Below are 13,229 nucleotides of genomic sequence, written 5' to 3' on the forward strand. Positions count from 1 at the left end.
GTTCAAATGCCCACATTTGGCAGTCCGCGGCCCCAAGGCGGAACTGTGGTATCCTCCGTCAAACGCGATGGGCGGTTCAAAGAAGCAGCTGCACGTGCTGAGTGTCCTTGTGTCCTCGCCGGGCCCCACACAGTACAAAGTAGCCTGGCATCCCCACCCCTTAGGCGCTGATCGCCCACGCCGACGAGGTGATCGAATGAGTGCGTCAGATTAACCTGGTGCGATACAGCCGGTGGAAGACCGGTCCGAGTAAGGGGTAGCGCCCGCTTGGTAGCGAATGTTGCGTGGCCCCTGGTGACAGTGGCCACGAATCGTACAAAGCGATTACACACGGATCTGAAGATAGCCCTCCCGGGCCTCGAGAAGGACCAACGTCGTGAAGCGGGACTTCGACCTCATCGTCTATGGCGCGACAGGTTACACCGGCCGTCTCATCGCCGAATATCTGGCGACGTCCTATCGCGGCGACGATGCTCCGTCCTGGGCGATCGCAGGACGCTCGACCGATAAGCTCCAGAAGGTGCGTGCCGACATCGGCGCACCGGACGATTTGCCGTTGGTCAAGGCGGATGCCGCCGAGCCGACCAGCCTGCAGTCGATGTGCGAGCGTGCAGCCGTGATCATCACGACGGTCGGGCCTTATCAGCTCCACGGTCAAGAGCTTGTGGCGGCCTGCGCGGCTACGGGCACGGCCTATGTTGATCTGTGCGGCGAACCGGTTTGGATGCGACGCATGATCGACGCCCATCAAGATGACGCAAAACGGACCGGCGCGCGCATTGTGTTCTCCTGCGGCTTCGATTCCATCCCGTTCGACCTCGGCGTGCTCACGCTGCAGGAGAAGGCGCGCGAGAAATTCGGACGCCCGGCGCGGCGGGTCAAAGCCCGCCTGCGCAAGGTGAAAGGCGGCATGTCTGGCGGCACCGCGGCGAGTGCTTAGGCGACGCTGGCCGCCGCCGCGCGCGACCCGGCCCTGATCCGGCTGCTGACCGATCCCTTCGCGTTGACGCCGGGATTCACCGGGCCGTCTCAGCCGTCGGGCCTCATCCCCGAATACGACCCGAGCATGAACGTGTGGCTCGTGCCATTCCCCATGGCGCCGATCAACACCAAGAACGTGCACCGCACGAATTTCCTGTTGGGTCATCCCTACGGCACGAACTTCGTTTACGACGAGATGATGGTCGCGCCGGGATTTGGTGAAATCGCTCGCGTGACAACTGAGACATTCGCCACGGTGGTTTCCTTGTTCGGAACCGGCGGTCTCAAACCCGGCGCAGGCCCGACTCGGGAGGAGCGCGAGAAGGGCTTCTACGACATCCTCTTCCTGGGCGAGCTGCCGGATGGCGGACGGGTCGAGGCGGTGGTCACGGGCGACCGCGATCCGGGCTACGGCTCGACCAGCAAGATGATCGCCGAGAGCGCTCTCTGCCTCTTGCGCGACGTACAGGGCGAGGGCGGCACCTGGACGCCGGGCGCGCTGATGGGTCCGGCGTTGCGCAAGCGTCTGAAGCAGCGCGCCGGCCTCACCTTCAGCGCGCGTTGAGGTAACGCTCAGAACTGCAGCGGCGTGCCGGCTTGGCGAGTTCGAGCCTCAACTCCGGTTCAATGGCCGCTTCTGGCCCTTCCGAGACACGCACATCGGGCCGAACGTCCACTTTGCGCCAAAGGCCGCTCTCCCCTGCCAAGTCGCAGTTTGACCCAAGGCGAGCATGTTGCGCTCAACATGTACTGTTGCGCGATTGCGCGTCATCCCGCCTGAATTCTCCATCGACCTTGCAGCCTGATGATCTCGCGGCATCGGAAGCCATGCGGGCTGGGCGCAGGACGGAAACGGTCGATTATTTGACCGCGCCGCCCGTGATGCCGCTGATGAATCGGTCCAAAAAGAGATTGTAGGCGATCGCCACCGGGACGCTGGAAATGAGCGCCGCGCCCATCAATTCGCCCCAATAGAAAATATCTCCGCGGATCAAATCCGTCGCAACTCCCAAGGTAACGGGCTTCTCGCTGGAAGAGGAGATGAAGGTCAGCGCGTACACGAACTCCTGCACCGTTAGCGTGAACGCAAAGATCACTACGGTCAGAATGGCAGGCACGGAAAGAGGAAGGACCGTTTTCACGAATGCTCCCACGACAGTGCAGCCGTCGACGATTGCGGCCTCCTCGATCTCCCGCGGCACCGATTTGAAGAAGCCCATAAGCAGCCAGGTGCAGAACGGGATGGTGAAAGTGGGGTAGACGACGACAAGAGCCCACATGCTGTCCTGCAATCCGAGCAACGTAACCACCCGCGCGAGAGGAAGAAACAGAAGCGTCGGCGGCACCAGATAGGTCAGGAAGATGCCGATGCTCAGATTTTCGCCGCTCCGGCCCGGCATGCGGGCTAGCCCATAGCCGGCTGGGAGGGCCACAACAAGAGTGATAGCCACGACACAAAGCCCGATAAGGGCGCTATTGGACAGCCACTGCACAAACAGCGTGTCTTCAAACAAATACTTGAGATGCTCGAGCGTAGGCGGCGCGTTGAACCAATAAGGGATGGACTTGAGATTGTAGAGGTCGCCATCTGTCTTGAAGGTCGTGATCAGCATCCAGTAGAAAGGAAACGCGGCGAATACGACCAGAGTAACCACCGCGGCATAAAACGAACTTCGCCCAACTACCTTTCCGGCAAGCCGCGGCATCTCAAATCTCCCGCCGCCGCAGCGACCGCAAGAGCAGGATCACCGCGACCAAGAGGAAGGGGAACAGGAACAGACAAATGGCGGCTCCGTGAGCGACATCGCCCGAGAGGATGCCCACCTGAAACGCTAGCGAGCCGAGCACCTGCGTGCTGTTGATCGGTCCGCCCTTCGTCAGCAAATAGACGACGCTGAGATCCGTGAAGGTGAACACAGTGCCAAAGATCAGAGCGATCATGATGATCGGGGCGATGATTGGCAGGATGATCTGATAGTTGCGCCGCCAGAAGCCCGCACCGTCGATCGTAGCGGCATCAAGCACATCCTGCGGCACCGACGTGAATCCGGCAAGAAAGATCACGACACCGAAGGGAAACAACCGCCAGGCATGCACTGTCGCCACGGCAATCATCGCCAAATCCTCTTGCCCCAGCCATTGTGGCCGGTGTGCCGGATCGATCAATCCTACCGCGACCAGCGTCCAGTTGATGACGCTGTAGAGCGAATCGAACATCCACACCCAGGCCAGCGTCGCCAGTGAAACCGGTACTGCCCAAGGCAGAACGATAAGCGCGCGGGCAAGACGGCGCCCCGGGAACTCCTGCATGAGGAGCATGGCGCCGATCTTGCCCAGCAGCAGACCGATGATTTGGGCACTAATCGTGAAGATGAGGGTGTTGGCCAGGGTCCGCCGGAAGATCTCGCTGTCGATGACCTCGCGGAAGTTCTTCAACCCGACAAACGTGTAGCTCGGATTGAAGATGCTGTAGGCGCTGACGCTGTAATACAGGGCCAGCAGGAATGGCAACCCGACGAGCACGACGACATAAAGGATCGCGGGGATGATGAACAGCGGCCCGAGCACATCGAGCCGATCGAACGCAGTAAACCGCGATCGTGTCGTTCGACGGGGCGCACCTGCTTCGGCGATCGCGCTCATCGAGATTGATCCCTGGGGCTGACGATACGCCGACCATCCCGATCGAAATAGCGTAGCTCCGCGTTCCGAACCGCAAATTTGTGCCATTCACCGGCGCGGATGCCAGACAGTGGAACGTGGGCCGGCAGCTTCGCCGTGACTTCGCGCTTCGCCTGGAAGCCATCCAACGCACCGTACAAGATGCGCTCCGATCCGAGATATTCCATGCGATCAATGCGGAAGGGCAGTTCGGAGAGCGCGGCTCCGTCGAGCATCTCCCGCGGCAGAAAATGCTCCGGCCGAAAACCCAAGAGTCCACAGCTATGCTCGACCAGGTTCATGGGCGGGGTCCCGAGGAAACTCGCGACAAAATCGTCAGCGGGGTGGTCGTAAATCTCGCTTGGAGTTCCGACTTGTCGGAGCTTGCCATGGTCGATAACCGCGATGCGATCGCCCATGCCCATGGCCTCGACCTGGTCATGCGTGACGTAAATAGTGGTCGTTCCCACCTTCTGCTGGAACTGCTTCAGCTCACTACGCGCGCTTGCCCGCAGCTTCGCGTCCAGATTGGACAGCGGTTCATCCAGCAAGAACACGGTTGGATTGCGTACTAGCGCACGGGCCAGCGCCACACGTTGGCGTTCGCCTCCCGAAAGCTGGCGGGGACGCCGGTGAAGCAGGTGGTCGATCCCGAGCAGGCCGGCGGCCCAATCGACCTTGCGCTTGATGTCAGGCCGCGGCGTACCCTGCGTCCTCAGCGGAAATGCAATGTTGTTGGCGACAGTCAGGTGGGGATAGAGGCCATAGCTCTGAAACACCATGGCGACGCCACGCGCGCGCGGCGTGATGTCATTGACGATTTCGTCATTGATCAGGATGTCGCCGGACGTTTGCCGCTCGAGACCGGCGATGATCCTAAGGAAAGTAGTCTTGCCGCAGCCCGATGGACCGAGCAGCACCAGAAACTCGCCGTCGCGGACCGATAAGCTGACACCATCGAGGGCAGCGACGTCACCGAAAACCTTTCTGAGGTCTTTGACAACAACCGCGGCCATCTGCACTTCCTCCATCCTTGAACAAGGAACGCCTAAAGCTGTCCTCCACGGCCCGCAGGCTGCAGTTGCCTTGCCCGATCGGTATCGATGTGCCGCGAGGCGAGCAGTTATCCACTCGCTCGCGGGGCGCCGCGGTTATGCCGCCGACCACTTCCGGTAGATCAGTTCGGTCTCCTTCTGTGCCCAGGCGACCGCTTCCTCTGGTGTCGCTTTGTCGGTCGCGGCCTTGGCCATCATGTCGACGATGACGAAATTGTCCGCGACCTCGTCCGAGGCTGGCCCGGCCGGTCCCGGATAGCCATAAGTGGCGTGCCACTCATCGGCGGTCTCCAGCACCTGCAGCTTGTCGGCCGGGTGCGAGGTTGGATCGTTCGACAAGATCGGCATGGGCTTGGGCACGAGGTTCTCGAACAGCGGATGATTGTAGCCCGTGCTCGCCTCGAAGACAGCGACCCAATTGTCAGTCCAGTAGCGCAGGAACTCGATTGCCGTGTCCTTGCTGCGCGCGAAACGCCAGACTCCATAGGAGTTGGGCGATCCACATGCCAACCTACGCACAGGGCCGGCCGGCGTTTTCCAGACGTGGATCTTGTCGGCCAATTCGGGGTTGGCCTTCTGTATCGACCGGTATGCGGAGATCGGGTTGTGGATCCATGATCCTCGACCGGATGCCAGTAACCGGTTGTTGCTGGCATCGTCCCAGGACAAGACTTCCGGTTCCATGGCGTCTTTATAAATGGCGCGAACGAGCTTCACGACCTCGAGCGTCTCTTTGGAGTTGAGGGTGACGCGCTTGCCCGTCTGGTCGCATTCAGAGGCGCCATAGCTCCACAGCATGCTGCGGTACGAGAGGTTCGGGTCGACGGAGTGCCCAAGCGAGATCCCAATCGGGGTGCCCTTCGCTTTCAGCTTGGCGCCACCGACGCGGATGTCTTCCCAGCTATCTGGTTTGATCCCGACCTCGTCCCAAAGGTCCTTCCGGTAAAGGCCGGGGAACGAGATGTAGTAGGCCGGAAGGGCGCTCCAGACCTTCGTATCGTCGTTGTACCCGATCTGGCGACCGACCTGATGGACCTTGCCGTGCTTCTTCTCCACCTCGCTGACGAGACTGCTGAGATCGACGACATGTTTTTCGTACAAATGCGGGCCGCCCGATCCACTGAAGGCAAAAATGTCATGTCCGGCACCCGCGGAGACCTCGGCCGCAGCACGCGCTGGTAGCTCCAGATGCGGTATGTGATCAACGGTCACCGTGATGCCGTTCTTCTTTCCCCACTCCGCTGCAAACCCATCAAACCACTTATCGTACTGCGGCACGAAATGGCTCCACTGGAGGATCTTTAGCGTCTTAGCCTGTGCAAGCGCGGTAGACACGAACGGCAACGAAACCGCCGGCGCCAGAGCCACAGTTCCAGCCGTTGCTCCCACCCGCTTCAAAAACCCGCGTCGCGTGACGGATGATCTGGAAATTTCTCGTTCTGACCGCATGTTCGTCTCCTCCTGACAGTCGTTGTTCTGACCAACCACATTGCAACGTGGCGAGGCTTTGCAGGCTGGCGTTGCAAACGCCTTCGCCTGGTTCCTCGACTGTGGTGGGCGCCGATGTAAGTGCCTCGCCCCCTAGGTCGGCTGGCGCTCTCCAGGACTGACCTCCTGGTTGGTCTCGCGACCAGCTGGTCCAAGAATGGCTATTCGGGCTGCGATCGAATACGTCGATACTAGGAGCCCACCAGTCGTGGCAGCTGGCTCTGACGACAGCCCAATCCTGCCTAAGTCAGTCGGCGAGCTCCACCACTCTTGAGCGCGAGCCAAGCCCGCGGCCAGGGATAGAAGTAGTGGCAGCTACAGCACCTGCGTAACCCATCGTTTCCCCTAACAGCGGCAAGACGAGGTCACCGGGCAACTCGTATTATCGTACTCCTGCTTCAGCACGGCCACAAATACTCCTTAAGAATGGCCGACGTGGAGGGGACACTCAGGTGCTGCACCGCATCCAAGGTGCGCGACGCGTGCCCCTGGAGCGACCGAGGCAGGAACGCCGGAGTCTGTGATCTCCTCTCTCCGATCTGCGGTTGGTTCAAGGGCTTCGGCATGCCCAACTTGAGGAAGGCCACAATCTTGCTCGACGCTGTGGCGCCACAAGGACACTTGTGGTCGCGAGGCCCCGGTAAGATATCTGGTCCGATCAGCACTTGAGGCACGATGTGAGCCATTTCTCACGCGTCCGGCAGTCGAAAAGTGCTAGTCTTAGAAGAAGACTGCGCAAGGCCCGGTTCTTACGGGACACATGCGACGGCGGAAATTCATCAGGGTGCCGGAAGGAGCCGTGACCGTTTGGCCGCTCGCTGCATGCAGTCGGAGAAACAACGATGCAATTGCGGGCCTTTGGGCGTACGGGGATGCAGCTCTCGGTGCTGGGCTTCGGCTGCGGCGCAGTGGGGGGACTTATGGTACGCGGCGATGCTGCCGAACAGGAGCGTACCATCGCGTGGGCGATCGCTGCTGGCGTGAACTACTTCGACACCGCGGTGCTGTACGGCAATGGCCAATCAGAAAGGAACCTTGGCCGAGTCTTGCAAAAGCTGAAACCTGCTAACGTGGCCGTCGGCACCAAAGTCCGGTTGCTGCCCAGCGAGTTCAGTCGCATCGCCGACGCCGTAGCGATGTCGCTCGAAGGCAGTCTGGCGCGACTACGTCTTGACCGGGTCGACATCTTTCACCTGCACAATCCGATTACCGAGACAGGAGGCGGATTGGCGCTGAGTGTCCAACAGGTGCTCGGCGAAGTAGTACCAGCGTTCGAGCGCCTGCGTCAGCACGGGAAAACTCGTTTCCTCGGGATTACGGCAGTAGGCGACACCGCGACACTGCATCAGGTGATCGACTCACGCGCCTTCGACAGCGCTCAGGTCGTCTACAACGTGCTCAATCCATCTGCCGCCGAGGAATTGCCGACGAACTATCCGGCACAAGATTACGGACGATTATTCGATCACGCCAAGGCGGCCGGCGTTGGAGTAGTGGGCATCCGCGTGCTTGCCGGTGGCGCATTGTCGGGCTCAGCCGAGCGTCACCCGATCGCAGGTCCAGCGCCCGAGCCGATTGGATCGGCTATGAGCTACGATGCCGACGTCGATCGCGCACGCCGTCTAATCCCGCTGGTAAAGGAAGGGATCGTCACCAGCCTGACCGAAGCCGCCACGCGTTTTGCGCTTTCTCACCCGGCGATGTGCACTATCTTGGTCGGCATAGCGACGCGGCAACAGTTCGAGGACGCACTCGCCGCGGTCCAGAAAGGCCCGTTACCACGAGCTGCGCTCGACCGGCTATCAGCACTGCGGCAGGCATTCTCCGGCGAACCACGATGATCGCCCAGGTTGCGCATACACGATTGCAGCTAGAAATTGGCTGCCTGCCGCCTTCAAATCAAAAAACGATGACTTCCGAGTTTGTGAAGGGTTTCGGATGCCGGCCGCTTGATGGACGGCGCCGCGCATTCGGCGGCCGGCGTCCGAAAGCCCCCAAGGGAGGAAACCACGCTTGAGGGAACGTAAGGCCGTGCGGCAGGCGCTATGGGGATTTGGGTGCCGCGGGCGAGTTGGCTGATTTGGATCGCGCCGATGCAACGAGGTGTGCGACGTTGAAGCGGCTGACGCATGAGCGGCGGGTGGCGTCGAACTGCATAAGTTGCCCGATGATTTGCGACGGTTGGCAGAGAGCTGAGCGTGCTCTGCCGTGGCCGGGCGAGAGCCAGCGAGCACGACGCGCAGATTTGCAAGCTTGTGAGGCGGTCACGAGGTGTCGATCCTGATAACGACAGGCGGAGCTGTCGGCCGATGCCGTGGCGCCGCACCGCGCGCGAACACCTCGATGATGATCATGCGGCCGCCGCAGCATGGACAACTCGGCTTGCTGCGATCGGCGGCACTGGCAGGCTGGCCGTCAGGTTTGGCGAGCAGCTCACGCGCACGGGCGATGTTGTCGGCGCAAGCGCCTTTGGCGAACAGGCCGTAGTGGCGGATGCGGTGCAAGCCTCTTGGCAGCACGTGGATGAGGAAGCGGCGGATGAACTCGTCGGTGGCGAGCGTCATCTGCTTGTAGCGGTCGCGGCCCGCGATCCGGTAGTCCTTCCACTTGAAAGTGACGCCGCCCTCGTCACAGGCGATCAGGCGGCTGTTGGCGATGGCGACGCGGTGGGTCGGATAAAGTCATGCTTGGTATATAGGCTATTGACGCGCCAGCAATTAGCGGCATTGGTCCTTCAGCTCCGTTCGTGAATTTAGCACAAGCACGCGAACTTCCGAATGTGCCTACGAAGCGTTCGTTAGGCTCCTGTTGGCTTCCGGGGACGGAATAACTCTTCGACGGACTGTCTCGGGTCCTTGATCCGGGAACGGTCCTTGCGCACGTTCTTCTGTGCTTCGAGCTTCTGCAGGAAACGGAAACGCGGCGATCGGGTCGCGTGCCCCGATCGGCCGTGCTTGCTCATGCCGAAACCCTTTTGGCCGCCATGCGTCATTTGATCACCAACGAAAGCTTACGGCTCTTTCCTTGCACCCGGGAGCCGCCACCGGGCCAACGTCATTCGGTTCAGAAAGCACGATCAGGGCGAAAGATAATCCTGATCGTCAATAGGCGCGAGGTTGCGACGGTCGGTTTGTGAGGTCAGAATCCTGCAGTGCGGCGCTGGCATTCCAAAAATCGCGGGCACCATGATCGAAATGCGCGATGTCGAGAAGTGGTATAGCGCGCATCATGTGGTGAAGAGAGAGCACGTGCTCAATCACGTCGATATGCCTTGACCGAGAGGAAGGCGCCGAGCCCCAGAAGCACGATGGCTCCTGGAATGATCGCGCCGGTGGTCTGACCAATTCCGCCGGCAATTGCGGCCAGGCCGGTTGGGAACAGCAAGGCCACTGAGGATGGCAAGCCAGCCAAGGATGGTCACAAGCGGGCCATTCCTTCGTCCAGCGATTGTGAGCGCGCACAATGGCGAGTCCTACGACGAACAAGAGGATGCCGGACACGAAGATGAGCGCGGGGTCGCGGGAAACCTGTTCAGCCAACTCAGGGAACGAGCCAATGTTCAGCAGCATTCCGGCCGCGATTGCGACAAGCGTGGGACCGATCAGGCCGGCGATCGTTTTCGAGGTGGTCATCTAGTTGGCCTCCCGTCCGAGCACTACCAGTCTCCTTCTACTCTCGCGACGCGAAAGCTTTTTCCCGCCAGGAAGCTCGTGAATTCAACCTCCTTGCCACTGTGAATGATCTCAAATCTAACGCCGCGGTAGAAGTGGACGGCGCGCGATATGCGGGGGTCACGAGGATAACCGCGCTGATGCTCTCGATCATTGCGACCATCTTCGCTGCGATACGCCACCGGCTCATTAAAAGCCGGATCCAGTCTCCTCGAGTTGGGAGAACCGGACGGTCAGAATCTCCTTCATCGTCATTCTGCCGTTGGCGAGTTTCTCCGCCAGAATGAGCTGCTGCGTATTGGGCAGGCCGGCCGGTATGACCATTTTCCCACCCGCTTTCAATTGGTGGATCAGCGGAGGAGGAATGAGATCGGGAGCGGCCGTCACGATCACCTTGTCAAAAGGCGCGTGCTCGGGCCAACCGTGATAGCCATTCGCAATCTTGAGTTCGACATTGCTGCAGCCCTGCTGCCGGAGCCGTTGTTTCGCCTTCTGGCCAAGCTCTTCGATGATTTCAACGGAGTATATCTTGCGGGCCAACTGCGCAAGGACAGCGGCCTGATAGCCAAGACCGGTGCCGATTTCGAGAACACTGTCGTCGGCCTTGACGTCGAGCAGATCGGTCATTAAGGCGACGATAAATGGCTGCGAGATCGTCTTTTCGAAGCCAATTGGAAGCGGAATATTGGCATACGCGTAGGGCTGAAATTCGATTGGCACAAACTCATGCCGCGGCACCTTGCCCAGGGCCGTCATGACGCGTTCGTCAAAGGCGCTCTTGCCGATTGTGTCTCGCAGCGCAAAGGCGCTGGCGGCGATGACCGCGAGCATGTCTTTGCGCAAAGCCTCAACGTCTTCCGCTCGCATTGGCAACTTTCAAGGGCATAAGGCGGTTCACCCGCCGCACGCCTAGCCCTGCTTTTGCAATAACTGGTCGCCCGTCACGATCACTCCCGCGGCATCGCGAATGAGGTTCCTCAAGCGGAACTCCCACTTCCATGACGCCTTAGTCGTTGCAGGCCCATTGAGGACAACGAGGCGCCTTCGTACGGCTAGAAAGATTGTACAATCTCGCCCAGCGAAGAGATGCTCGCGGGGCTTCCATGGTGCTCTGAGAGTGTCGTCGACTGCTTGTCGCGTTGCTTCAGTTAGCTCGATCTTGACAGGCCGGCCCGACTTCTTCCGCCGAAAGTAACGCGATCCTCCGCATGGCCGCTCGGCGCAATGTCACTGATATAGTGCGAGAACGTCAGAGCCACGGCTTGCTATCGCCAACTTGAACCGGCCAAGGTCACGGAGCCGCCCGTCGGACCTAGTCCGGACGACCAGACACGTTGGGCCATAGCGCAGGCTTGGCACCCGAGGCTTGCATCAGATAGCTCGCGGGCCTCTTTCCGAACCTTGGACGCGGGCGCTGCTGTTAGCCGGCAATTCGCTACTGCCGTCTACCCGACGATCTGGAAGGCGTCAGCCGCACGCAACACGGTGCCGTCCTCCCAGTGACGTCCGATCAGCATCATGCCGACAGGGAGCCCTGCCGACATGCCTGCCGGAACCGTAGCGGCCGGATGGCCAGTGACGTCGAACGGGCAAGTGTTGGAAATCATTTCGAGTGCCCGCGCAACGTAGTCCTCGCGGCTCGCGTCCGGGGCGGGGAGTAGCGTCGCTTTCAAAGGTAACGTCGGCATGAGCAGGAGATCGACGCCGCCAAGCGCCTCATCATAGGCGGCGCGGAGCACGCGCGCGAGGTTTTGGGCCTTGGCGTAGTAGCGGCCCTGGTAGTTGTCCTGCATGTACTGGCCGAGCAGGATGACAAGCTTGACGGTGTCCGAAAGGTCGTTGGCGCGCACCCGCCGGCTCCGGCCGTAGAAGTCCAGAAGGGAAGTTGTATAGTGCCCCTTCCAGTTGGTTCCCATGCTGTTGCCGGCGACCATCAGCTCCGTAGCGCCCTCGACGGCGATCGCGTTCCAGATATGGATGCCGTCGCGGTGAAGGGGGATCGATATCTCGCTCACAGTTGCCCCCGCTCCCGTCAGGCGCTGCGCCGTCTCGCGTACCATGGCATCGACATCAGGCTCGGAATTAGGCCAGCCAAACCCCTCCTTGACGATCCCGATCTTCAGGCCGCGGGCGTGTCCGGTGAGCTGCTTGGCATACGCTTCCGTACGCAGTCCACCCGATTGGCGCGGATCAAGGCCATCGGCCCCGGCGAGCACCTCGAGAAGCTGGGCGGTATCGCGGGCGGTACGGGCGATGGGCCCGGTATGATCGAGTGTCAATTCAATCGGGAAGACACCTGTGTATGGCACGAGCCCATAGGTTGGCTTGTGGCCAACCGCACCGCAGAAAGAGCTTGGAATTCGGATCGACCCTCCCTGGTCGCCCCCGATGGCCATGTCGCACTCGCCCGCGACGACGAGCGCGGCGCTGCCGCTGGAGGAGCCCCCGGCAGAACGCTTCGGATCGTGCGGATTGAGCACAGGCCCAGTGTCGGAGGTATGGCTGCCGCCCGAGAAGCAAAGATGCTCACACACGGACTTGCCGACGATCTCCCCACCGGCATCTAGGATGCGGGTCACAATGGTCGCGTCCACGTCGGGCACGTAGCCCTCTAGCACATTGGAACCGTTCATCATTGGGATGCCGGCGACGCACACGTTGTCTTTGATGGCGATTTTCTTGCCCGCGAGAGGCCCCGAGGTAGCGCCTTTGATCGAGCACCTCCAGTACCAAGCGTTCAGCCGATTGTCCGAGGCGCGTGGACGGAAGCCCGCCTCCCGCTGGTATTTTACCGCCAATGTCGGCTCCGCAAACTGGTCCAGGCGACGGTACGACGCGAGCACACCGTCCATGAGGTTGCGGAACGACGTCAGATCATCGCGGCTGAGATCCAAGTTGTAAGATTTGGCAATGCGCGCCAATTCAGGCAGCGGTGGCTTGCGCAAAATCCGCGGCGCCGTGGCCGTCGGGGGCGGCGCTTGCACGCCCGCCTCGGTGGCCGCACGAACGGGCTTTGTCGCGGCGACGACGGTTGCCGCTATCCCGGCTGTGCCGGCATGAAGGAAGCGACGACGCGAATAGTTTGGCGATGATCGCATAGCATATCCTCCCTCGATCGATAGGTTGACTTCTCGATCCACCGCTCGCCCTAGTACCTGTGGACGGTCTAGTCGGTGGCCGCGGACGCTGCGGCCGGCGCGTCAAGCTGCAACATCACAATGAGACCTTGCATCTGGACAGGGCGCAGGCGCTCGAGGTCAGGACGTGAGGCGTCGCCGAGCGGATAGGTTGCGGTAGTCAAGGCCGCTACAGAATGCCTCCGGCATCCTCGCACGGACCGCGGAACGACACGCCATCCAGCAAGCGGATTATC

8 protein-coding genes and 2 pseudogenes are annotated in these 13,229 nt (G+C 60.9%); 2 read left to right on the forward strand and 8 right to left on the reverse strand.

Annotated elements, in window-relative coordinates:
• The first annotated feature begins 376 nt into the window (after positions 1-376).
• Positions 377-1,546 (forward strand): annotated as a pseudogene (locus BLV07_RS09645) (saccharopine dehydrogenase family protein).
• Between the two features lie 295 nt (positions 1,547-1,841).
• On the opposite strand, the gene BLV07_RS09650 reads toward BLV07_RS09645, so the two are convergent.
• The 4 genes from BLV07_RS09650 to BLV07_RS09665 all read right to left on the reverse strand — a co-directional run bounded on the left by BLV07_RS09650 (position 1,842) and on the right by BLV07_RS09665 (position 6,146).
• Entirely contained in the window at positions 1,842-2,687 is an 846-nt protein-coding gene (locus tag BLV07_RS09650; RefSeq protein WP_091883215.1) for a carbohydrate ABC transporter permease, read from the reverse strand.
• A 1-nt stretch (position 2,688) separates the two neighbouring features.
• A complete protein-coding gene (locus tag BLV07_RS09655; RefSeq protein WP_176945440.1) occupies positions 2,689-3,624 on the reverse strand; it encodes a carbohydrate ABC transporter permease in 936 nt (311 codons plus the stop codon).
• Positions 3,621-4,658, reverse strand: coding sequence for an ABC transporter ATP-binding protein (locus BLV07_RS09660; RefSeq protein WP_091883827.1), 1,038 nt, complete (start codon positions 4,656-4,658; stop codon positions 3,621-3,623). The genes BLV07_RS09655 and BLV07_RS09660 overlap by 4 nt, the downstream gene beginning before the upstream one ends.
• A 135-nt stretch (positions 4,659-4,793) precedes the next feature.
• Positions 4,794-6,146 carry an ABC transporter substrate-binding protein gene (locus BLV07_RS09665; RefSeq protein WP_091883223.1) on the reverse strand — a complete coding sequence of 451 codons (1,353 nt, stop codon included), beginning with the start codon at positions 6,144-6,146 and terminating at the stop codon, positions 4,794-4,796.
• An 881-nt stretch (positions 6,147-7,027) separates the two neighbouring features.
• On the opposite strand from BLV07_RS09665, the gene BLV07_RS09675 reads away from it, so the two are divergent.
• A complete protein-coding gene (locus tag BLV07_RS09675) occupies positions 7,028-8,026 on the forward strand; it encodes an aldo/keto reductase (protein ID WP_091883232.1) in 999 nt (332 codons plus the stop codon).
• A gap of 423 nt (positions 8,027-8,449) precedes the next feature.
• On the opposite strand, the pseudogene BLV07_RS09680 reads toward BLV07_RS09675, so the two are convergent.
• From BLV07_RS09680 to BLV07_RS09690, 4 genes and pseudogenes are all read right to left on the reverse strand, one after another.
• Positions 8,450-8,857 (reverse strand): annotated as a pseudogene (locus BLV07_RS09680) (transposase); the annotation flags it as partial.
• A gap of 429 nt (positions 8,858-9,286) precedes the next feature.
• Positions 9,287-9,817, reverse strand: a complete 531-nt coding sequence (locus BLV07_RS46025) for an FHIPEP family type III secretion protein (protein WP_143035374.1) — start codon at positions 9,815-9,817, stop codon at positions 9,287-9,289.
• Positions 9,818-10,045: 228 nt separating this feature from the next.
• Positions 10,046-10,723: a protein-L-isoaspartate(D-aspartate) O-methyltransferase gene (locus BLV07_RS09685; RefSeq protein ID WP_091883236.1), complete on the reverse strand. Its 678-nt coding sequence runs from the start codon at positions 10,721-10,723 to the stop codon at positions 10,046-10,048.
• A gap of 578 nt (positions 10,724-11,301) precedes the next feature.
• Positions 11,302-12,954 (reverse strand): amidase, encoded by a 1,653-nt coding sequence (locus BLV07_RS09690; RefSeq protein ID WP_091883240.1) that lies wholly within the window; start codon positions 12,952-12,954, stop codon positions 11,302-11,304.
• Between the last annotated feature and the right edge of the window lie 275 nt (positions 12,955-13,229).

Source organism: Bradyrhizobium sp. Rc2d (assembly GCF_900099855.1).
GTDB lineage: Bacteria > Pseudomonadota > Alphaproteobacteria > Rhizobiales > Xanthobacteraceae > Bradyrhizobium.